This is a genomic window from uncultured Tenacibaculum sp. (assembly GCF_947494125.1).
GTDB lineage: Bacteria > Bacteroidota > Bacteroidia > Flavobacteriales > Flavobacteriaceae > Polaribacter.
Window position 1 is genome coordinate 16501 of sequence record NZ_CANLTU010000004.1, and the last position, 21995, is coordinate 38495.

At 29.9% G+C, this 21995-nt stretch carries 21 protein-coding genes; 16 read left to right on the forward strand and 5 right to left on the reverse strand.

Annotation, left to right across the window (positions count from 1 at the left end; genetic code table 11):
• Window positions 1–110: 110 nt before the first annotated feature.
• Window positions 111–1394 (reverse strand): DUF2851 family protein, encoded by a 1284-nt coding sequence (locus Q0881_RS08565; RefSeq protein ID WP_299158982.1) that lies wholly within the window; start codon window positions 1392–1394, stop codon window positions 111–113.
• 37 nt (window positions 1395–1431) lie between these two features.
• On the opposite strand from Q0881_RS08565, the gene Q0881_RS08570 reads away from it, so the two are divergent.
• The 11 genes from Q0881_RS08570 (at window position 1432) to Q0881_RS08620 (ending at window position 9271) form a co-directional block, all read left to right on the forward strand.
• Entirely contained in the window at window positions 1432–2259 is an 828-nt protein-coding gene (locus Q0881_RS08570; protein ID WP_299158985.1) for a peroxiredoxin family protein, read from the forward strand.
• Between the two features lie 89 nt (window positions 2260–2348).
• On the forward strand, window positions 2349–2978 hold the full coding sequence (locus Q0881_RS08575; protein ID WP_299158987.1) for an NAD(P)H-dependent oxidoreductase: 630 nt from the start codon (window positions 2349–2351) through the stop codon (window positions 2976–2978).
• A 68-nt stretch (window positions 2979–3046) separates the two neighbouring features.
• Entirely contained in the window at window positions 3047–4489 is a 1443-nt protein-coding gene (locus Q0881_RS08580) for a sodium:solute symporter (protein WP_299158989.1), read from the forward strand.
• Entirely contained in the window at window positions 4482–4658 is a 177-nt protein-coding gene (locus Q0881_RS08585; protein ID WP_299158991.1) for a hypothetical protein, read from the forward strand. The genes Q0881_RS08580 and Q0881_RS08585 overlap by 8 nt, the downstream gene beginning before the upstream one ends.
• Entirely contained in the window at window positions 4618–5133 is a 516-nt protein-coding gene (locus Q0881_RS08590) for a cupin domain-containing protein (protein ID WP_299158993.1), read from the forward strand. The genes Q0881_RS08585 and Q0881_RS08590 overlap by 41 nt, the downstream gene beginning before the upstream one ends.
• Before the next feature lie 22 nt (window positions 5134–5155).
• Window positions 5156–5548: a DUF4345 domain-containing protein gene (locus Q0881_RS08595; RefSeq protein ID WP_299158995.1), complete on the forward strand. Its 393-nt coding sequence runs from the start codon at window positions 5156–5158 to the stop codon at window positions 5546–5548.
• A gap of 39 nt (window positions 5549–5587) precedes the next feature.
• Window positions 5588–6046 carry a GNAT family N-acetyltransferase gene (locus tag Q0881_RS08600; protein WP_299158998.1) on the forward strand — a complete coding sequence of 153 codons (459 nt, stop codon included), beginning with the start codon at window positions 5588–5590 and terminating at the stop codon, window positions 6044–6046.
• A 25-nt stretch (window positions 6047–6071) separates the two neighbouring features.
• Window positions 6072–6857, forward strand: a complete 786-nt coding sequence (gene bla, locus Q0881_RS08605) for a subclass B1 metallo-beta-lactamase (protein WP_299159001.1) — start codon at window positions 6072–6074, stop codon at window positions 6855–6857.
• A gap of 12 nt (window positions 6858–6869) precedes the next feature.
• Window positions 6870–7181 carry a hypothetical protein gene (locus Q0881_RS08610; RefSeq protein ID WP_299159003.1) on the forward strand — a complete coding sequence of 104 codons (312 nt, stop codon included), beginning with the start codon at window positions 6870–6872 and terminating at the stop codon, window positions 7179–7181.
• A gap of 88 nt (window positions 7182–7269) precedes the next feature.
• Window positions 7270–7659 (forward strand): hypothetical protein, encoded by a 390-nt coding sequence (locus Q0881_RS08615; RefSeq protein WP_299159005.1) that lies wholly within the window; start codon window positions 7270–7272, stop codon window positions 7657–7659.
• 28 nt (window positions 7660–7687) lie between these two features.
• Window positions 7688–9271, forward strand: a complete 1584-nt coding sequence (locus Q0881_RS08620; RefSeq protein WP_299159007.1) for an NAD(P)/FAD-dependent oxidoreductase — start codon at window positions 7688–7690, stop codon at window positions 9269–9271.
• Between the two features lie 378 nt (window positions 9272–9649).
• Here the strand turns inward: Q0881_RS08620 and Q0881_RS08625 are convergent, their stop codons facing one another.
• The 4 genes from Q0881_RS08625 to Q0881_RS08640 form a co-directional block, all read right to left on the reverse strand.
• Window positions 9650–9811, reverse strand: a complete 162-nt coding sequence (locus Q0881_RS08625) for a hypothetical protein (protein WP_299159010.1) — start codon at window positions 9809–9811, stop codon at window positions 9650–9652.
• Between the two features lie 18 nt (window positions 9812–9829).
• Window positions 9830–15127 (reverse strand): choice-of-anchor Q domain-containing protein, encoded by a 5298-nt coding sequence (locus tag Q0881_RS08630; protein WP_299159012.1) that lies wholly within the window; start codon window positions 15125–15127, stop codon window positions 9830–9832.
• A 122-nt stretch (window positions 15128–15249) separates the two neighbouring features.
• Complete coding sequence (locus Q0881_RS08635) at window positions 15250–18168, reverse strand: histidine kinase (RefSeq protein WP_299159014.1); 2919 nt, start codon at window positions 18166–18168, stop codon at window positions 15250–15252.
• On the reverse strand, window positions 18149–18895 hold the full coding sequence (locus Q0881_RS08640) for a response regulator (RefSeq protein WP_299159017.1): 747 nt from the start codon (window positions 18893–18895) through the stop codon (window positions 18149–18151). Before Q0881_RS08640 ends, Q0881_RS08635 begins: the two co-directional genes overlap by 20 nt.
• Window positions 18896–19087: 192 nt before the next feature.
• Between Q0881_RS08640 and Q0881_RS08645 the strand changes: the two genes are divergently transcribed.
• From Q0881_RS08645 to Q0881_RS08665, 5 genes are all read left to right on the forward strand, one after another.
• On the forward strand, window positions 19088–19825 hold the full coding sequence (locus Q0881_RS08645; protein WP_299159020.1) for a GH25 family lysozyme: 738 nt from the start codon (window positions 19088–19090) through the stop codon (window positions 19823–19825).
• 163 nt (window positions 19826–19988) lie between these two features.
• On the forward strand, window positions 19989–20222 hold the full coding sequence (locus Q0881_RS08650; RefSeq protein ID WP_299159023.1) for a thioredoxin family protein: 234 nt from the start codon (window positions 19989–19991) through the stop codon (window positions 20220–20222).
• 67 nt (window positions 20223–20289) lie between these two features.
• Window positions 20290–21012 carry a hypothetical protein gene (locus Q0881_RS08655; protein WP_299159026.1) on the forward strand — a complete coding sequence of 241 codons (723 nt, stop codon included), beginning with the start codon at window positions 20290–20292 and terminating at the stop codon, window positions 21010–21012.
• Between the two features lie 4 nt (window positions 21013–21016).
• On the forward strand, window positions 21017–21280 hold the full coding sequence (locus Q0881_RS08660; protein ID WP_299159029.1) for a DUF2024 family protein: 264 nt from the start codon (window positions 21017–21019) through the stop codon (window positions 21278–21280).
• Between the two features lie 54 nt (window positions 21281–21334).
• Window positions 21335–21940 (forward strand): MarR family winged helix-turn-helix transcriptional regulator, encoded by a 606-nt coding sequence (locus Q0881_RS08665; RefSeq protein WP_299159032.1) that lies wholly within the window; start codon window positions 21335–21337, stop codon window positions 21938–21940.
• Window positions 21941–21995: the final 55 nt, after the last annotated feature.

Sequence of the window (21995 nt, forward strand, 5' to 3'; positions counted from 1 at the left end):
TTTACATCTACTAAAAACCGAAATATAACTTATTAAAAAAAGATTTAAGATGATTATTGGGTAGATACTCTTTCTTAACTTTAAATTTAAAAATATTGTACTATAAAAAACTAATTTGATAAACGTAACAAACTATTTCCTATTGCACATTCTAAACAACGTTTATTTTCGCAAAAACTGTTTTTAAGTTCTAATAGAGCTTGAGTCTCAAATGCACTTTTTGATAGAACTTTTAACTCCGTAAATTTAGATATAATTGAATTTTTCTCTGGCTTAATTTGTTGTATTAATTTTAATATCTCTTCACTATCAAGTTCTCCTCTACTCTGTTCGTATACGAATTTTAAAGGAATAATTGTATTTACTAATAACAAGTCTATAAATGATTTAGTAAGTTTTTTTGATGATTTATTCGATTTTGTTTTAAATGTATAATGCTCTTTCCAAAAATCATTTATCTCAACAAATAGCAAATCATAAAAATCTTCTTTCTTGTTTAATTCCATCAATTTGGAAAATAAATTTTGATGCTTTTTAAACAAAGCTACAAGTTGCGCAATTCGTACAGTAGGAAAATTATTAGGCCGCATTCTAAAAAACTGAAATTGGTTGTTAGCAATTGATTCTATCTTATATTTATGTTTTAAATAAGAATATTCATTCTTTAGCTGAAAAAAATATTCACTTTCAATATCATTATCATTCTCTAAAAAACCAGCTTGCCCAAATAATAATGCTGATAATTGTAATTCATTAAATCGAACTTTTTGTAATACCGAAAAATCAAATGACTTTGCTAACTGTAAAAATGCTTCTCCATTTACTTTCAAACCAAAGTTTTTAGCTAATAATTGAAATAAAACAGCCTCATAATTATTATTTGAACGGGTTAATAATTCTTTAATTAATATTGATTTGTTTTCAAGTCTTTCAAAGTACAATCGCTCTAACCAATTTCGAATTAGAAACGAGTCAACTTCTGCTATTAAAAGCTCACAAGGAATCCAACGTAACTGTTTAGAGAATAAATTTTTATAATTATTCTGTAATTTCTCATTAACCAAATCTTTTAGTTCTAATGTAGGAATAGGTTGATTGTTTTTCATAAACACTTCTGAATCATGTTTCCAAACAACATGCAAAATTACAGCGTCGTAATTTTCATCTACTTCATGTTTATGAATATACCAATCGGAAGAGTTGATATGGATTTCGACATTACCTACCCACAATTGATTGTTTATTTTTAACTGCGCATTTAAAAAATCTGGTCCAGAATTTTTATTATGCATACCCGATTTAATAACCTGAATAGTTTCATTGTGTACTGATTTCAAATTGTTTACATCAAACAATTTGTATTGCCACAAAAAATGTAGAAATTCTTCTTTCATAACCGTAAATTAGCAACTCTTTTACGACTATTAAGATATGAAAAATATTACTAAATCTCTTTTTATCAGTGGGTTCCCTGTTTTTGCTTTAATTATTTTTATTAAAACAACTATTAATGCTAGTTTTAATAGTAGCAATATAGGCTTACTAGTTTCTTCAATAGCAATTGTTATTTTCTTTGCCATGCTATTCATAAAACCTGTAGCAAGAACAACTAAAACACTAACTTTTTATTCAACGCTTATTGTTATTGGGTTTCTTTTAAATCTTTTTAATTTCGAACAAAAATCATTGCTTATTTCTGTTGGATTGGCTTTAGGTTGGTTAGCTTATTTAACTTGGTATTCTTCTTTTAACTCAAGAAACACCGCTATTTTACAAGAAGGCAAAACACTTCCTGATTTTACGCTTGAAAATGGACAGTCAGAGAAAATTGCACTGAAAGATTTAAAAGGTGATTTTAAAATCTTCTTATTCTACAGAGGAAATTGGTGTCCACTCTGTATGGCACAAATTAAAGAGGTTGTTTCACAATATAAAGAACTAGAAAAAAGAAATACTACCATGGTTTTAGTAAGCTCACAACCACATAAATTTACCAAGAACCTAGCTAAGAAACACGAAGTTCCTTTTCGGTTTTTAGTAGATGTAAAAAATAATGTAGCTAAACAATTAGGTATTATACATGAAAACGGATTGCCTGCTGGTTTTCAAGTTTTTGGTTATGATTCTGATGTTGTATTACCTACTGTTATTATTACTGATAAAGACAATAAAATTATCTTTGCCGACTTAACCGATAATTATCGTGTAAGACCAGAACCTGAAACTTTTATTAAAATTATTGATCATTATAAAGGTTAAATTGATTGAACTATCAATTATTACGATAAACAAATTATTATTTTTATTAAAAGCAATTGTAGTTTTGCTTTTTAAATAAATTCAAAAAAATGAATAGTATAGAAAGTTTAGAATGGCGTTACGCTGTTAAAAAATTTGACGAAAACAAATCACTTTCAGAAACTCAAATAAATACATTAAAAGAAGCTTTTAATTTAACGGCTACTTCCTATGGATTACAGCCTATTAAAATGGTTGTAATTCAAAATAAAGAAATTCAACAGCAATTAGTACAGCATTCTTGGAATCAGCCTCAAGTAGCTCAAGCATCGCATGTATTGGTATTATGTATTCCTAAAGAATTTACAACAAAGGATGTTGATAATTATTTTTCACTGGTTAAAGATATTAGAAATACACCCGATGAAATTTTAAATCCTTTTAAAGAAATGCTTACTTCTTCAATAGCTAATAAAACTTCTGAAGAATTAAAAATTTGGAACAGAAATCAAGCGTATATTGCTTTAGGAAATTTAATGACTGTTGCAGCAAATGAACAAATTGACTCTTGTCCTATGGAAGGGTTTGTTCCTGAAAAATATGATGAAGTTTTAGATTTAAACAAACATAACTTAACATCAGTTTTAGTGTTACCTGTTGGTTTTAGAGCCGAAGATGATTATATGAAAGACTTGAAAAAAGTTCGTAGAAAAACTACAGAAGTTATTATAGAATTATAATCTACACCTTTTAAGTTATGAATTACGAATGAGAAATTTAGTACATTCGTAATTCATAATTTAACTGTATGCAACCACTACATATATTACTCCTTATTCTAGCCTATTTTGGTGTATTAATTTTTATATCATACATCACAGGAAAATCGGCAAATAACAACACATTTTTTAAAGCAGATAATTCCTCTCCTTGGTATTTAGTTGCCTTTGGTATGATTGGCGCATCGCTTTCTGGAGTTACGTTTATTTCCGTACCAGGTTGGGTAGAAGGTCAACAAATGAGTTATATGCAAATGGTATTTGGCTATGTTGTAGGGTATGCAGTTATTGGCTTAGTATTACTTCCTCTCTACTATAAACTAAATCTTACTTCTATTTACACCTATTTAGAAGATCGTTTTGGTAGGTACTCCTATAAAACCGGTGCTTCTTTCTTCTTATTGTCGAGAACAATTGGAGCAGCTTTTCGTTTATTTTTAGTTGCCAATGTATTACAATTAATTTTGTTTGATGCTTACGGAATTCCGTTTTGGATAACTGTAACTATTACCATTTTATTAATTTGGTTATACACTTTTAAGGGAGGTATTAAAACCATAGTTTGGACAGATACTTTACAAACATTATTCATGTTAATTGCTGTAGGGGTTTGTATTGTTATGATTAAAGATGCTATGGAAATTGAGAGTTTATTCTCATACATCTCAGAAAACAAACTATCAAAAATGTTCTTTTTTGACGATCCTAAAGCAGGAAATTATTTTTGGAATCGTTTCTTTTCTGGTGCTTTTATAGCCATTGTTATGACAGGATTAGACCAAGACATGATGCAGAAAAACTTGACATGTCGCAACTTAAAAGACGCACAAAAAAACATGTTTTGGTTTACCATAGTTCTAGTAATAGTTAACTTTTTCTTTTTAGCTTTAGGGGTATTGTTAACCGATTATGCAGCTACAAACGGAATTGATGCTCATAAAGACAACTTATTTCCTACCATTGCTATGAGTGGTGATTTAGGAATTGTTACCTCACTATTTTTCTTATTAGGTTTAATTGCTGCGGCTTATTCTAGTGCAGATAGTGCCTTAACTTCTTTAACCACTTCTTTTAGTATTGATATTTTAGAAATTGATAAAAAAGAAGATGAACAAGAGAAAGAAAAAACTCGAAAAAAAATACACGTGCTTTTTTCATTTGTATTAATAGCAACCATTTTAATTTTCAAATATTTTATTGCTGATGCAAGTGTTATTGCTAAAATATTTCAATTTGCAGGCTATACTTACGGCCCCTTATTAGGTTTATATGCTTTTGGTTTATTTACCAAACTAAAAGTAAAAGACAAATTAGTCCCTATAATTTGTTTACTTTCTCCAGTATTTACCTACCTCATAAGCATTTTTAGTAAATCGCAATTTAATTTTGATTTCGGATTCTTTGTTTTAATCTTAAACGGACTAATAACTTTCTTAGGTTTATTAGCTATAAAACAAACCAATAATGCCTAAAAAAGGAAAAGCAAAGAACACTGTAAATAAAGCGAAACATACACGCTTAATGAAACAGAAAGAAAATAAAGTTAAGCTTGAAAAGCAACGTAACAAAGAGCGTTTAAAAGCGCTTATAAAAAAAATGAATGAACAAAAAGAAAATGACAGCACAACAGATAATACATAAATTCAATTTAACGGAACACCCAGAAGGTGGTTATTTTAAAGAAACCTATAGAAGTAACGGAGTTATAAAAAATGAAAATCTTACTGCTGATTTTATTGGTGATAGAAATTATAGTACTTCTATCTATTTCTTATTAACTTCAGATAAATTCTCAGCTTTCCATAAAATAAACCAAGATGAGATTTGGCATTTTTACAAAGGCACTACCTTAAAATTACATATGATCTCTCCTACTGGCGACTATTCTTTTGTGTTGATAGGAAATGATTTAGAACAAAACGAGCAACCACAATTTGTGGTACCAGCAACCTATTGGTTTGCAGCCGAAGTATTAAAACATAATTCTTATGCTTTTACAGGGTGTACAGTAGCTCCAGGGTTTGATTTTAACGATTTTGTTTTACCCAAGAGAGAAGAATTGATACAATTGTTTCCTCAACATAAGGAAATAATTACCAAGCTTACGCATCATTAGTCTAGCATAAAACAAAAATACAATGAGAATAGTTAATTGGATTGTTAAAAACTTACATCTTCTCATTTCATTATGGATTGTAGTGCCTACAGCATTTATTTATGGCTCTCCTTCTATCCTATCGCAACAATTGAATATTCAAGTAAATACCATTGATCTTTCAAACATGTTAAAAGCCATAATGTGTTTATATCTTGGTATTTCAATTGTATGGATTTTAGGCATCTGGAAAACCAACTACTGGAAGCGAGCAACTGAGTTAAACATTTTATTTATGTTAACTCTCGCAACTGGACGTGCATTAAGTATGATAACCGATGGACTACCAACAAATGGTTATATTTTTGGAATTATCGCAGAACTATTTCTTGGGTTATTTTCAATTTATCAACTTAAAAAATATAGTCAAGAATAAATATAATTGTTAACTATTATAAGTAAAAAGAAATAAACAATGCTAAACTATAGAAAAGCTACGGAAATTGATCTTACTACAATTATAAAAATGATTGCCGATGATGAACTGGGAAGAAAGAGGGAAAACTTTCAAACGCCATTACCAAAAGAATACCTAATAGCATTTAAAAAAATTAGTTTAGATCCAAATCAAGAACTCATAGTTGTAGAAGATAAAAATGCAGAGATTATTGGTACACTACAATTGTCTTTTATACAATATCTTACTTACAAAGGTGGTATTAGAGCTCAAATAGAAGCTGTAAGAATTAGAAAAGATAAAAGAGGTTTAGGAATTGGGAAAGAAATGTTTAAATGGGCTATAAAAAAAGCACAAGAAAAAGGAGCGCATTTATTACAGTTAACTTCCGATAAAAAAAGACCCAAAGCAATTAAATTCTATGAAGACTTAGGTTTTGAAGCCTCCCACGAAGGAATGAAAATACACTTTAAATAGCATATACAAACTCAAATAAAAACTTATGAAAAAGACAGTACTAATTGCATTTATTATTTCAGGAATATTTTTTATTTCATGTAAGAAATCACCAGTTAAACCTAGTACACTAAAAGCTAAATCACATGTAAAAGATAGCTTAACCATTTACAAAACAGAAAACTTAATAATTAAAAAACTATCACCTCATGTGTATGCACATATTTCTTTTTTAAACACCAACGATTATGGAAAAGTAGCTTGTAATGGTATGCTTGTTATTAATAAAAATAAAGGAGTCGTTTTCGACACACCTACAGACAACAAAAGTTCTATTGAATTAATAAACTTTGTTACCCATAAACTCAAAAGTGAAATCATAGGTATAATCCCTACTCATTTCCATGAAGACTGTGTCGGAGGAATACAAACCTTTGAAGAAAGGAACATCCCTACCTACATAACAAAACAAACAAAAGCACTATTAAAAAAGAACAACGTTACTTTTACCAAACCTGTAAAAGAATTTGATTCTCAACTCACAATAAACATTGGTAATAAAAAGGTCTATGCTGAATATTTTGGTGAAGGACATACCCAAGATAATATTATTGGAATCTTTCCTGAAGATAATGCCATATTTGGTGGATGTTTAATTAAAAAACTTAAAGCCAGTAAAGGTAATTTAGAGGATGCTAATACAGCTGAATGGTCACAAACTGTACGTAAAATAAAAACTAAATATCCTAAAGCTAAAATTGTAATTCCTGGGCATGGAAAATGGGGAGACTTCAAATTATTTGACTATACTATAGATTTATTTAAACAATAAAGAAAAAATAGAATGAAAAAAGCTAAGACAACTGAAAAAGAAACTTCCCCTAATAAAAACCATGTTTCCTTTATTTATTTCTGTTACATATCTCTTGTATTACTAATCATAACAGATGTAATGAATTTATGGACTGCTTTAGCTTCTTTAGCTGCTTTTTTTTTATTTCTTATTTGTCCTTTTATCACGGGAATTATAGCTTATAAAAATTACAAGAAAATTAAAGCTTCAAAAAAACACAAAAACTTATTCTATTTCTCCATGTTATACACAATAGGAATTCTAGTATCAATTATCATTATTAGATTAGTAAACCACATCTAATACTAATAATCTCCAAAAATTATAGTAAATTGGTTGCTTAAGTAGTTATAAAAACTATACTCTTTTTTATGCCCTTAAATTTTATCATATGAAAAAAGCTTTTACATTATTATTTATAACAATAACATTAGCAAGCTGTTCTCTAAACAACGATCAAATTCCTGCTCAGGAAAAAACAATCCTAGGCAGATGGCATGTGGTAGGTTTTGAAGAAACAGTACTATATGAATTCACTAAAGATTTAAGACATACTATTTATAGTACTGATGGAAATTTTGGATCATTAAGTGAAGCTATTCCAAATCCAAACTCATGGACCTATAATGGTAATGAATTGATTATCGACCTAAGTTCTGGAAACTTTTTAAAAGCCAAACTAAATTTTAAATGTGATAATAATGTGCTAAGTTTAGTTAGTCAAAGTGGTACTACCATTCTATACAGAGAAGGCTATGACTATAAAAAATGTAATGAATAATTAATAAAACAACCCCCTACTCTTTTCCATGATTCAATCTTACAAGAAAAAACCAACATTACAAGAAAATTACGATACCATAATAATAGGCTCTGGAATGGGAGGATTGGCAACTGCTGCCATACTTGCTAAAGAAGGTCAAAAAGTATTGGTGTTAGAAAGGCATTATACTGCTGGTGGTTTTACACATATTTTTAAACGTAAAGGTTATGAGTGGGATGTAGGAATCCATTATATAGGAGACGTACAGCGAGATAAAAGTATTTTAAAGAAATTATTCGATTATGTAACTAATGGCGACCTAAAATGGGAAGACATGGGAGATGTTTACGACAAAATTATTATTGGAGATAAACAGTACGATTTTGTAAAAGGTGTTAAAAACTTTAAAAAGCAAATGATTGCTTACTTCCCTGAAGAAGAACAAGCTATCAATACCTATATCAATACGGTTTTCAAAGCAGTAAAAGCTAGTAAGAACTATTATATAAGTAAAACACTTTCACCAGTATCAAACGCATTAGCTGGAGGTTTTTTAAGAAAACCATTTTATAAATATTCCGATAAAACAACTTATGAAGTTCTTCGAAGCATAACCGATAACGAAGAATTAATAAAAGTACTAACAGGCCAGTATGGCGATTATGGTTTACCTCCTAAACAAAGTAGTTTTTCTATGCATGCTTCAGTAGCACGTCATTACTTTGAAGGAGGAAGTTATCCAATTGGAGGATCTTCGCAGATTGTAAAAACCATAGATCCGGTTATTGAAGCTGGTGGAGGAACCATATTAGTAAGTGCAGAAGTTGAGGAAGTTTTAATAAATAAAGGGAAAGCCATTGGAGTTCAAATGAAAGATGGCAAACAAATTTCAGCCAAAAACATTATAAGTAATGCTGGTCTTATAACTACTTATAATAAATTATTACCAGCTAGTATTGTAAAGCAATATCAGTTAAAAAAGCATTTACAAACCGTAAAGCCATCGGTAGCACACGTAAGCTTATATATTGGATTAGAAGGTACTCCTGAAGAGCTACAAATACCAAAAACTAATTATTGGGTATATCCTGCCAAAGGCGATCATGATACTTGCGTAAAAAACTATTTAGAAGATTTATCGCAGCCTTTCCCTGTGGTTTATATGTCGTTTCCAGCAGCCAAAGATCCTGATTGGAAAAATAGATATCCTGGTAAAAGTGCTATTGATATTATTACCTTAGTTCCTTATGAAATGTTTGAAGAGTGGAAACAAACTTCATGGAAAAAAAGAGGAGACGATTATGAACAGCTTAAAGAAAAAATAGCACAACGTCTTTTAAAAGAATTGTACAAGCAACTGCCACAAGTAGAAGGGGAAATAAATTATTATGAGTTATCTACCCCGCTTACAACTGAGCATTTTATTAATTATGAAAAAGGTGAGATTTACGGGTTAGACCATAGCCCATCGCGCTTTAGACAATCGTTTTTAAAACCAAAAACACCAATTAAGAACTTTTACTTAACAGGTCAAGATATTGTTACAGCAGGTATCGGAGGTGCTTTGTTCTCTGGAGTACTATCAGGCACCGCAGTTACTGGCAAAAACATCTTAAAAAAGATACTTTAACTAACTATTATAATTAAGTAGTTATTAGCTTTCTTTTTAACTAGCTCTAAAAGTTTTTTTCATACAAATTAAGACGTTAGCATATCTAATGATATGCCTACTTCATATCGAGTGATATGATTATATTATAACGAGCGATGTGGTAATACCATATTGAATGATATGATAACACAATATCACTCGATATGTTGTTACTATATCGAAGCATTTAATAATAGTTTTATTTAAAGCAAAATACTTCTTTTATTAAAAGTGTTTACCCTCTTTATAAAGTAGCAACTATTTATGCCTTTTTAGCATACCTTAAAATACATATAATATAAAAAAGAAGAGTGTCTAATAACTAGACACTCTTCTAAACTAAAATCAGTATTAAAATTAAAACCCATTACCTGGGTCTTCAGGACTCTGTGCTTGTGCTTTCTGCGGGTTTAAAATCATATAAGTTCCTAATGCGGTTAATGCTGCAAACTTGCTATATTTTCCTATTTTTTTTAATGCATCTTTACGAGTAATCTCGTCTTTATCTATTTTTTTCATTTGTTTCTTTTTTCTACTTTATTCAATAATTATTTTTCTATTTACATTAGCTCCATCTGCTGTTTTTAAACGCACTATGTAAACTCCTGTTTTTAAACTAGACAATTCTATATTGTTAGTTCCTTTAGCTTTAAAAGTTGTATTAAACACTTCTTTTCCTAAAATATCAAAAACAAGTATTTTTGTTTCTCCCTTAGTAACTCCTGTAATTTTCAAGGTATTTCCTGTCATCATATACATGTTAATATTTTCGCTTTCAATAGCTATATTTGTTAATTCTAATTTACTCTTAGCTGTTGTATGTATATAAAACCTACCTACTTCATCTTTAGAAGAAATCATTGGTAATTTATAAGTAGTAGCAATTCCGTTTAACTTAACAAACGTATTGTTATCCCTATCTTCTAAATAAACATTTACATTATTAGGTAAGTTTAAAGCCTTCGCAGACAAAACTACTTTACCTTCTCCTTTGGTTTTAATACCTAAAGGAATTACCATTTCTTCATAATTACTCTTAGGTAAGCATTGTAAGGCAAAATCTACATCCTTACTACCGTCCACTAAATGTGTGTATACACCAAATTCTGAATTCTCACCTGAAAAGACTCCTGCATCATATCCTAAATCTAAACCAATAGAGGTATTATCAAGGTATTTTATCTCAGTACTTTTAGTGTTTTTCCCTTCTGAAACGGTAATTTTTATTGATGGTTTTTTATATGCACTACCTTTTGAAAAAATATTACCTGTTTGATGACTTTGCATTGCTTCAGTAAACTGAACTGTTCCTCCTCCGTTTTTAGCTTCCACAAAAAATCCTTGTCCAGGTGCAATATGCTTAGCTACACTAGCTTGATTAATTATATCATACGAACCTGTACTTGCATTCCAAACATACATAGCTACTCTTGCTGGGTCTAATTGTGATGCATTTACTGTTAAAAAATTATTAGTAACCTCAGCATTTACATTTCCTTGTATACTTGCCGTAAATGGATTTCCTATCAAATTCCATTTGTTACCTGTTGCACTAGCATCTGTAACGACTATAGAAACATCAGAAGTATTTAAAGTTCCTGATAATATAATTGGTGCTGGAAATAATCTTCTTACTGAATATCCCTTTCCTTTTATGAAATTTCCAGCAGTATTAATATTATTAGATCCACTAGCCGTTGTATAGTATGTATAACGTGAAGAGGCTAAATTATTATTATAATATGCAATGGCATGTTTTACTCCACTAGTGGCAATACTACCCAAACCAGATATAGCTATGCTTTGACCTACTACTGGTGATGATACTAAATGCCAGTTTGCTGATAAACCTCTATAGTATGATATTTTTTGCGAACCAGATTGACTCCCTTTTACTATTAAAGATCCACTTGTAGTAGGAAACGAAAGGATTTCAAAAGTTCCGTTTTGAACTAAATCGCCTTCAATAGTTATTGCATTACTTCGAAAAACTTTTAAACTTCCTCCTGGTTGAATTTCTAAATTTTTTACTGATGCTATTAAATTCGTATTTCTAATTTGAGGATCATTACTCACATTTGGTATTACAGCGTCCATAGTCGCTATAGGTACTCCATTATCCCAATTACTTGAAGTGTTCCAGTCATTATCAGTAGCTCCTGTCCAAGTAGTTACTATTGGTAATGTTCCATATTCATAAGCTCCCATATCTACCGTTGTATTAAAAATACGTTGGTTCCCTTGTAAATCGGTTGTAATACCCGATGGTATTTTAGCATTATCTCCTGCATCAACTGCTGGAGAACCAGATTGTAAGGTAAAATCGTTATTGACTGCATCTGTAAATAATGGATCCGAATAGATCACATTGGTTACACTTGTTGCAAGAAGCGATCCTCCTTGAGTAATCGAATTAATTACACTTATATCGGAAGGTCTATTAGAATTTACCCAACCTATAGAAGTTGGAACTAAGTTTGGATCATTCATAGTATTACCATACAATACACTATTAGAAACTGTTGCAGTCATAACACCATGTCCATTTCTTTGGCTAAGTCCAACAGTAGCTAATACTAAGCCAGTTCGTGCAGTAATATCTTGATTTTTAGCAAAAGTACTATTGGCAATATTTACATTGTAAGTAGAGTTTGTTCCATACGCTCTTAACCACATTGCACTACCTGCAAAACCTTGAATTCCTCCTCTATCTTTAGAAATGTTATTTGAAAATAAACAATTAGTAATATTTGCAGTGATAGAAGTACTATTAGCATTAAAGCTATAAATACCTGAACCATACATTGCTAAATTGTTATCGAAAACGGTGTTTTCTATAGTAAGTTTACCATTCCCATTAAAAACAGCTAAGACATTTCCTCTTTCAAAACTAATATTATCTTTTATGTTACAATTTTTAATAGTTAGATTATTAACTGCATCGGCTTTTAATATGGCAGCTCCATCGCTTTCTATTGCTGGAGAAGTTAAAGAAGCATATCCCCCACTAATAGTTATACCGTCTAGTATTAAGTCATCTGAAATAACTCTTAGTATATGTGTTGTGTTATCATTTTTTTCAGCTAAATTATAATCTACAACTCCTGTATCATTCCCTTGTAAATCTCCTGATAAAATGGTTTTATTAGTTCTAAAATCCCTTTGAGATATAGTTGTTTCTGTACCATTAAACCCACCGTAAATTCCAATATTAGTAGTATTTACTATAAAAGATAGAAATCTATCAGTCGTATGTCGTTTATATGTACCATCAGCAATCCAAATATCGCTATTTGCAGTTACGTTTGTTAAGGCTGTTTGCAAATTGGTATAAGCATTTGTCCAAGACGAACCATCATTAGCTCCAGTAGCATCTTTATCTACATATATTACTGGTTTTAAGCTAAATGTTGCAGTTAGATTTTTACTCCCATTCATAGTTATGGTTTCTGGATTATTAGTTGATGTAATAGCACCTGACCAACCATCAAATTTATAACCTGCAGCTGGAGTTGCGGTAAGTGTTACTAGATCTCCAAAATTATAGCCCCCCCCATTTGTAGGTATTGGGCTTTCTGTTACAGAACCACTCCCTACAGTATTTATAGTTAGCGTTTGTGGTGCTGAGTTAAAAGTAGCTGTAATATTTTTATCAGCATTCATAGTTACCTGCAATGGGTTAGTAGTTCCTGAAGCATCTCCAGACCAACCAGCAAAATTCCATCCTGAAATTGGGGTTGCTATTAATGTAACTACATCTCCATTGTTATGTGTGCTCGTACCATTAGGCACTACAGAACCACTTCCTGTTTTATTAATCGTTAAATTGTATTGTATAACTAAGGCTGGGTCAAACTCATACGCTCCCATATCTACCGTGGTATTGTAGATACGTTGGTTACCTAATAAATCGGCAGTAATCCCTACTGGTATTTTAGTATTATTTCCTGCGTCTTTTCCAGGTGAGGTAATTTGCAATCTAAAATCGTTAGCTGCTGCATTATTAAATAAAGGGTTAGCAGTACTTGTATTTGTTTTAGTGCTAGCTTTGGCAAAATTATCCTCATCAATAGAATTTAATGCATTGATAATTTGAGCATCACTTAGGTTAATATCTATTCTACCTATTGAATTAATTAATGCACCACCAACCGTGGTGTTTCCGTAGAAAATAGAGTTAGAAATATTCGCACTTAAAGCAGCATTAAAATGCCTACTTAAACCAAATGTTGCTCTTGTATTACTTCCTTGTGAACCAATATCTTGATTTTTAGAAAAGGTGCAATTAACAACATCCAAAGTATAACTAGAACCATCTCTATATGCTCTAAACCACATAGCGCTCGCACTCAATGCCTTAGCACTTGAATTCAAATCTTTAGTAACATTATTAGTAAATAAACAATTAATAACGTTTGCATCTGCTGAAGCATTATTAATACCTGTATAACTGTACAGTGCGGCAGCCCAACGCGCCAAATTATTATCAAAAATTGTATTTTCAATATTAAAAGTCGAATTCGTTGTATTTCTAAAGTCAGCATTAACTGCTCCACCTCCATAAGAAATATTGTCTTTTATACTACAATTTTTAATGGTTAAATTATCATTTCCTGTATCATGTTTTAATATAGCTGCTCCATTAGCATGCCCTGCTGTTCCATTTGCAAACCCATTGATAATGGTTAAACCATCAATGCTAATATTATCCTTAGATACCACTACTACATGTAAACTATTGTCGCTTTTTTCTGCTAGGTTATAATCTACTGTACCTGCTGTATCATTTCCTTGTAAATCTCCAGATAAAATAGTTTTATAGGTATTTACATCTCTTTGCGACAAGGTGGTTTCTGTGCCGTTAAAACCTCCATATATGTTTAAGTCCTCTTGATTTAATGTAAAAGATATTGTTCTATCTGTAGCGTGTGGTTTATAAGTGCCAGCCTTTACCCAAATATCTTGTGTTGTTACTACAGATAAAGCTTTACTTAAATCTGTAAAACCGTTTGCCCAAGAAGTACTATTGTTAGCTCCAGAAGCATTTAAATCAACATAAAAACGCGGAACCAAATCATAAAACTCTTTATATAAGTTTTTACGTTCCACATCATCTAACGCTTTATTATATATTCTAATATTATCTATAGTATCTTCATATTTATTAGTAGTACCATCTGCTATTATAATATCACTAGGAGAGTTTACTGCTACATGAGCTAAACCTGCAGCTCCACCACTTTTCCCATCAGCTTGTAATTCATTATCTATATAAATATATCGATGCAAACCAAATGTTGATGAACCTCCGGATAAAAAAGTTACTTTTTTCAAAGTTATATTAACATGATGCCATTTACTATCAGCAATAACATTAGACTCATATTCTCGTCGTAGAGTTGGTTGACTACCATTCTTTAAAAAATTTGAAGTTAACCTTACCTTTCCATTTACAAGTTCAACATCCCACCCAACAATACCTGTAAACCAAACTCCAGATTGTTTTATTATGCTTTGAGGCGTACTATTTATTGTTCCCGTTTTTATCCAAAAACCAATAGTTACATCTCCTGTATTTGCTAAAGCTGCAGCCCCTCTTTGCCCTGCATTAAAGCTATCTCCATTAAGTATATAGGCTTGGTTAGAGCGGTCTAAAAAATCGGTAATTTGTGTTCTAGCTGTTCCAGTTGGAGCTAAATCTCCTGTTCCTGGTGTTGCTATGTTTACTAAACTACCATTTGTAAATTCGTAAGACTTTACTAAATCTGTAGTCGGTACTTGAGCATAAATAACCGTAGTTAAAAATAAAATGATTAAAAATAGTTTTGTTTTCATAAAATTATAGGTCTAAAAGTTTTAGAACTACAACAATACTTTAATATTACTACCTAGTAATAAACGGATTTATGAATGGTAATTTGACTTTATAAAGGAATGTAAACAACTATAAATTAGTTTTAAAATTGTTTTTTAAAAGGCATTGTTATCACCACTTTTGTACCTACTGCTACCTTATTTTCATACAAATCGGTTATCGTATATCCTACTTTCGTTTGATATTGTTTTTTAAAGATTTCTAACCGTTTTTCTATCGCTTCTAAAGCAAATGATTCGTGGTTATTACCCTGTCGTTTATTTATATCTTGAGATGCTTTTCTACCAATACCATTATCTGTAATAATACATTGTAATACATCTGTATACTTAAAAGTAACAAACAACTCTTTTTCTCCTTTTTTATGCAATAACCCATGCAGCAAAGCATTTTCGATAAAAGGTTGTATTAATAATGACGGAACTTTTAGCTCTTCATTTCCTTCGTATTTTATATGATACTGAAAGTTTGTACCAAAACGTAGTTTTTCTAGCTTTAAATACACTTCTATAAATGCAATTTCTTTTTCTATTGATATAAAATCTTGATTAGAGTAATTCAAAGTGTTCCTAACCAACTCAGAGAATAAAACAATATAATCATAAGACGCTTCGGTGTCTTGTTTCAATACTAAGTCTTGAATAGAATTAAGTGAATTAAAAATAAAATGTGGATTCATCTGTGAGCGTAATGCTGCCAATTGTGTATCTAACAAATTAGTTTGCAGCATTTGTTTTTCTAACTCTTCTTTATCTTTCTTTTTTATAAAAGTTATTCGTCTTTTAAAATATACATATATAAGTATTAAAATAATAAAACCTATACTTACATAAAACCACCATTGCTGCCAATAAGGAGCTTTTATAGTAAAGTTATAATGTAAAGTCTCGCTCTTATTTACACCATATTTCGCATATACTTCAAAGCGATGCTTTCCTATAGGTAATGATTTATAAACTATATTAGAATTTTGTTTTTTATCAAATATATTCCAATCAGCATCTATTCCATTTATTCTATAATGAATTGTTGTATTTAATGCTACAGTAATGTTTTTTACATCTATTATAAAATTAAAATGATTTTGATTGTATCCAAAACGCTTTACCTTCTTAAAATCAATTGTTTTATTATTTACTAAAATGGTATCTAATTTTAATTTTGGCTTCGGGTTCTTACTTGGTATTTTATTTATTAAAATAGAAGAAAGTGCTTCTCTTCTATTTAACATCCATAATTTAGTATTACTAAATGCAAAATCGTCTATATAGCTTATAAATCCTTCTGCTTTTTCTAAGCTTACTATATTATTAGTATCTAAATAAACATATTGTAATTTCCCATTTGAGAGAATGTATAATTTATTATCATGTATCGTTATTTTTGTAATATTATTTGATAACAATCCATTTTGGGTATTTATTTCTTTAGTAATTTTCCCTTTCTCATATATTAAAACGCCATTTTTTTGAGTAGCAATCCAAATTTTATTATCATGAAGTAGTAATTTATTTACACTAATACTATTCCCCTTGTAAAAAACCTCTGTATGTACATTGGAAGCTGTAATACGTAGTAATTTATTAATAGTTGCTAAATAAATTTGCTTATTTATACTATCATAAACTACCGATTTACATCGTTTGTTAATCTTTGAATAACGATAATTATTTACCTCTACTTTATCCCATGATAAATTATCTAAAAGAATGTCTTCTCCTATTTTAGACAATCCACTTGTAGAAGCTATTAAGACTGTTTTATTTTTAGTTATAAAAATATCTTTAGCTGCACTAAAAGAAGATTTCTTTTGCCCTAAAAAATAACTATCATAAAACAGTCCTCGTACTTCTTTATTGATTTTAAAATTTATCGCAGCGTCATAATATATTTTATGGTAGTTTTTACCTTTTACAGAATCCTTTATTTTTATAATATCGCCTTTTTTATAAGCCTTTATACCTTGGTTAGTTTCTGTAAAAAACACAGTATTATTTGGACTAACTGCTATGCCTCTAATTTGGTTATTACTTAACTTACTTTCTTTTATATTTATATTTGGCACAACTATTAATCCGTTTCCAAAAGTGCCAAAGTAATAGGTTCCTGTTTTTCCTTTATGTATTGCTGATATAAATTCATTTTTAAAGAAATGATGCTTTATTTTTAAACTATCCTCTTTTAAAACTATTGATTTAGCCCCTTTATTTGCACTTAAACTCCATGTTTCACTCTCTATAAGTTGGTGATATCTTGCCCTTTTTTCTGGTAAAAAGGTTAGTGTTATTTTTTTTGAAGGAGCAACAGGCAAAATAGTTCCCTCCATATAATAATTAAAGAATACATTATTTATTTTAAGTGTTGTTCTGTGATTATCTTTTAGATTAACTTTTTCTGATATCTTTTGACATTTTATAATTCCATCTTTTAATATACTAAGTGAATCTATTTTGTTGTTTATTATAATCTCTCCTGCTGAAGTTTTAGAAGCAAAACTCACTTTTAATGTATCTATAGTAACAACTTTAGTTGGATTACTAATATTAAATGTTCCCTTAGCTGTGATTATTAAATTATCGGAAGTATCAAAAAAAAGATAAAAAAGAGATTGTAAATACTTTTCTGGAAGCGTATAATAAAGTGTAAGTTTTTTATCGGTTACTTTAAATATTTGTCCACTTAGATTATAACAAAAGATTTCTCCCTTTTTATTTTCTATTAAACTAAACAACGAAGAGCCTTTTTGATTTTTAAGTTTTGGAATTGACTTAAACTCTTTATTAAAAAAATAAAAAAGTCCTCGATTGGTACTTATATATAATTCTTCGTTTTTGGTTTCTAAAATCGAATAAACATCAGCATTTTTTAATTCCTCTTTTCCTAAAAAATAATGGCTTGGGTTTTGTGAATATAATTTAGATACGAGCAATAAAGTTACAATAACCAATTTATTGAATACATAAGCTCTAATGATTTGTGTTTTATTTAATTGCTTCTTCAATATCTGTTATTTTAGATCTAGAAATTTTTGCTTCTACTAAACCATTAGCTAAAGTAATTATTTGTTCAGTTTTATTTAATAACTCTATATGATTTAAGTTAACAATCCACCCTCTATGAGTTCTAAAAAAAGAAGGACTTATAGATAATACATCTTCAAAATATTTTAAATTCTTACTTGTAGTAATTTTACTCTTATTTATTATATATATAATACTATAAGCTCCATCTGCTTTTATAGCCACAATAGTATCTAAAGAAATAACTCTTCTATTTCCTAACTCAGGCAATACTATTTGTTTATGCTCTTTGTCTTTTATAATTTTTAATAAGTCTTTGTAATCTATTAGCGCTTTTTTTTGATTCAGTTTGTCTTTTAGTTTTTGAAGTGCTAATGCTAATTTTTCTCTGCCTATAGGTTTTACTAAATAATCTACAGCATTTAATTCAAAAGCTTTAATTGCAAATTGATTATAAGCAGTAACAAAAATAATTTCAAATTCAATTTCCTCAATAAAAGACGCTATTTCATAGCCAGCATAGTTAGGCATTTGTACATCTAAAAATACCACATTTGGTTTTAACTCTTCTATTTTAGCAACTCCATCTTTCAAATTACTTGCAATTCCTATTATTTCAATTTCTTGAGTATCCCTTTGTAGTAAATTAGTTAACACACTTATAGCTCCTTGTTCATCATCAATAAGTATTGCTCTAATTTTTGCCATAATTACAAATATAGAAATAGCTAATTACAAAACTTAAACTAATTTACAAATGGTAAAAATGGTTTGTAAAGCAAACGGAAACTTGTAAAATGACATTAATTAGTTTAAAAATATTATTCTATATCAAGACATTTCTTTACTTTTAGTAAGATTTTTTAATAGCCCCTAAAATGATTACAGTCAACTAACACTATGAAACAATTATTCATTTTTATACTATTTATAACTACTTCGTTATCTTCTTATAGCAAACAAAAAAAAGAAGCTCCCCTAACAAAAAGTAGTGTTCCTACTTCAGAAAAAACTACACAAAGCTATACACAAGGAATTGATATTTCCGATTTCCAATCAGATATTAATTGGAAAGCTTTAAAAACATCCGAAGTAAAGTTTGTTTTTGTAAAAGCAACTGGAGGAATCGATTATATAGATTCTCTATTTTGTACTAATTGGAAAAATGTAAAACAACAAGATTTAAAAAGAGGAGCTTACCACTTTTATTATACTATAGATGACCCTGTAAAACAAGCAGATTTTTTTATACAAACTGTTTTAAAACTATCAGAAACTACTGACCTACCTCCTACTTTAGATTTAGAGACACACGGTGTTAATTCTAATATAACCATAGCAGAATATCAAAAAGGAGTAAAAACATGGCTAAAAATTGTGGAAGATAAATTTAAAAAAAAACCAATTATATATACCTCAACTAACTTTGCTAACAAATATTTAAATGACACCTTTTTCAGTTCATATCACTTATGGATAGCTAATTACAATACAGATACACCTGCAATACCTATTCCTTGGGAAAAAGTAGGCTGGACATTTTGGCAAAATAACGATTCGACCAAAGTTAAAGGAATCAAAACCTTTGTAGATCATAACTTTTTTAATGGAACTTTAAAGAAATTAAACCAGTTATAGCCATTTATTAAACAACAGTTTTTTAACTAAAAAAGAGAACGTTACAACTCTAAATAACTAAACCTTATGCTTACATAATAAAAAAAAATATAAAAACAATCTATCAGGTTAGGATTCCTTACTATATTTGTAATGCAATTAAGCATTAAAAAAATATAATAAGATGAGTAAATCAATTTTTTATCACGCAGGATGTCCAGTATGTATCAGTGCAGAACACGACATTATTAATTTAGTAGGAGCACAAAATGTAGAAGTAGTTAATATAAGTGAAGCCAGAAGTAGAATTCAAGAAGCTGAAAATGCAGGAGTAAAATCGGTTCCAGCTTTAGTTACACCAACTGGTAATACGTTACACATCAACTTTGGAGCTTCAATGGCTGACGTAAAAGGCTAATTTTTTTAATCAATAAAGTTAGGATTCCTAATCTAAAGTAGTGTCCTAACTTTTAAAAACAAATCAAATGAAATCAATTATATCAATACTAACAGCAACAATACTTTTAAGTGCAAGCATATCATGTGCGCAAGAAAGTAAATATAAAAACGATGACTTTAAAATTAACAAGGTTCAAGTTACTCAGAAACCTGATTTAGGCGTTACAGTTTGGGAAATAAGTGTAGACGGAACAGCAGGAAAAACAGTACCCACTAAGGCAGGCCAATTAGACGGGGCACCTGTTTTAGGATATGTATTTCCTACAAGTTTAAAACCTACTGATGTTGGCTTTAATCAAACGGATGGTATAGTAGCTCTAGCCCTAACCTCACATCCCGATTTTGATGACACTCCACTTTGGGATGAAAATAATGATCGAATTTATAATAACGATGGTGTTATTTGGCATCCACATTGGGTAATTCTACATAAAGATGAAAGAGTTGCTGGAGGCTTGTCTGTTAAACAATTTAAAAAAGCTGATAAAACAGTTGTACTACCCCCTACCAATCCAGGAATGCCAATGTACATGGACTCACCAGGATATCCAATTACCACAAAAAGGAATACCATAAAAGTGGTGGTTCCTAATTATCGAATGAACAACCAAACAAATTTTAACTATGATGGAGTAACCGCATTTATGAAAGTAAATACAAGTAATAAAAACTTACCTATGTTAGGAGTGTACGAAGTGTTTAGTGTAGCTAGTGGAAATTTATCATTACCTTATAAAGTAAAAAAGTAAAATTATGAAAGTAGCAGTTTGGGATACCTACGTAGAAAGAGAAGATGGACACACAATGCATTTTGATATTTTGGTGCCCAGTCATATAACAAATGAGCAGACTATATTTAAGTATGGGATGGATTATTTAAAAACGAAACCTTTTAAAACAAATCAACTAACAACAAACGAGTGTCGTCTTTGTCACATAGAGCAAGCCTCTGAAGCTATGATTACAGCAATAGAAAAAGACATGTATACAATTATAGAAATGGAAAATTGTAATTAATCTAATTAGGATTACTAACTTTGCCTGTCGAACAAATCTCGACAGGCTATTTTAATGAACAAAAGTAATTTCAATCCAAAAGAGCAAGAAAAGAATATTTCGAGTAAGATCGTTGCTGGTTTAGAACGTGTTTCCGAAGTATTTAAAATCTTACTGTGGGAAAAAGCCAAACTCGTTGGTTTAAGTCCAATACAAATTCAAATACTTATTTTTATTACTTTTCATAAACAAAACTTGTGCAACGTTAGCCACTTGGCTAAGGAGTTTAATATTACTAAACCAACCGTAAGTGATGCCATTAAAGTTTTAGATAAAAAAGGAATGATTATAAAAGACTTCTCTTCTTCCGATAGTAGAAGTTATTATATAAACTTATCAGAAAAAGGAACAAAAATTGTGAGTCAAGTTTATGACTTTTCTAATCCTTTAAAACAACAAATAGACGGATTTAATCAAACAGAACTAGAAAGTTTATTCGGTACATTAAGTACCCTGATTTATAAATTAAATAAAAATGGAATCTTAAGTGTACAACGAACTTGTTATGGTTGTAAGTTTTATCAAAAAAACCAAGATTCGCATTATTGTAATTTATTGAATAAAGAATTATTAAATTCAGAGATACGACTAGACTGTCCTGAATTTCAAGAGAAAGCTTAGAACAAATCTTAATTAATAATTCAACTTTTAGTCAAATGTCTTTCACTATAAAAAT

What these genes read in the sequence shown, in the direction of transcription:
- Q0881_RS08565 (WP_299158982.1), bottom strand. Translation starts at nt 1,394, where the DNA reads ATGAAAGAAGAATTTCTACATTTTTTGTGGCAATACAAATTGTTTGAT.
- Q0881_RS08570 (WP_299158985.1), top strand. Translation starts at nt 1,432, where the DNA reads ATGAAAAATATTACTAAATCTCTTTTTATCAGTGGGTTCCCTGTTTTT.
- Q0881_RS08575 (WP_299158987.1), top strand. Translation starts at nt 2,349, where the DNA reads ATGAATAGTATAGAAAGTTTAGAATGGCGTTACGCTGTTAAAAAATTT.
- Q0881_RS08580 (WP_299158989.1), top strand. Translation starts at nt 3,047, where the DNA reads ATGCAACCACTACATATATTACTCCTTATTCTAGCCTATTTTGGTGTA.
- Q0881_RS08585 (WP_299158991.1), top strand. Translation starts at nt 4,482, where the DNA reads ATGCCTAAAAAAGGAAAAGCAAAGAACACTGTAAATAAAGCGAAACAT.
- Q0881_RS08590 (WP_299158993.1), top strand. Translation starts at nt 4,618, where the DNA reads ATGAACAAAAAGAAAATGACAGCACAACAGATAATACATAAATTCAAT.
- Q0881_RS08595 (WP_299158995.1), top strand. Translation starts at nt 5,156, where the DNA reads ATGAGAATAGTTAATTGGATTGTTAAAAACTTACATCTTCTCATTTCA.
- Q0881_RS08600 (WP_299158998.1), top strand. Translation starts at nt 5,588, where the DNA reads ATGCTAAACTATAGAAAAGCTACGGAAATTGATCTTACTACAATTATA.
- bla (WP_299159001.1), top strand. Translation starts at nt 6,072, where the DNA reads ATGAAAAAGACAGTACTAATTGCATTTATTATTTCAGGAATATTTTTT.
- Q0881_RS08610 (WP_299159003.1), top strand. Translation starts at nt 6,870, where the DNA reads ATGAAAAAAGCTAAGACAACTGAAAAAGAAACTTCCCCTAATAAAAAC.
- Q0881_RS08615 (WP_299159005.1), top strand. Translation starts at nt 7,270, where the DNA reads ATGAAAAAAGCTTTTACATTATTATTTATAACAATAACATTAGCAAGC.
- Q0881_RS08620 (WP_299159007.1), top strand. Translation starts at nt 7,688, where the DNA reads ATGATTCAATCTTACAAGAAAAAACCAACATTACAAGAAAATTACGAT.
- Q0881_RS08625 (WP_299159010.1), bottom strand. Translation starts at nt 9,811, where the DNA reads ATGAAAAAAATAGATAAAGACGAGATTACTCGTAAAGATGCATTAAAA.
- Q0881_RS08630 (WP_299159012.1), bottom strand. Translation starts at nt 15,127, where the DNA reads ATGAAAACAAAACTATTTTTAATCATTTTATTTTTAACTACGGTTATT.
- Q0881_RS08640 (WP_299159017.1), bottom strand. Translation starts at nt 18,895, where the DNA reads ATGGCAAAAATTAGAGCAATACTTATTGATGATGAACAAGGAGCTATA.
- Q0881_RS08645 (WP_299159020.1), top strand. Translation starts at nt 19,088, where the DNA reads ATGAAACAATTATTCATTTTTATACTATTTATAACTACTTCGTTATCT.
- Q0881_RS08650 (WP_299159023.1), top strand. Translation starts at nt 19,989, where the DNA reads ATGAGTAAATCAATTTTTTATCACGCAGGATGTCCAGTATGTATCAGT.
- Q0881_RS08655 (WP_299159026.1), top strand. Translation starts at nt 20,290, where the DNA reads ATGAAATCAATTATATCAATACTAACAGCAACAATACTTTTAAGTGCA.
- Q0881_RS08660 (WP_299159029.1), top strand. Translation starts at nt 21,017, where the DNA reads ATGAAAGTAGCAGTTTGGGATACCTACGTAGAAAGAGAAGATGGACAC.
- Q0881_RS08665 (WP_299159032.1), top strand. Translation starts at nt 21,335, where the DNA reads ATGAACAAAAGTAATTTCAATCCAAAAGAGCAAGAAAAGAATATTTCG.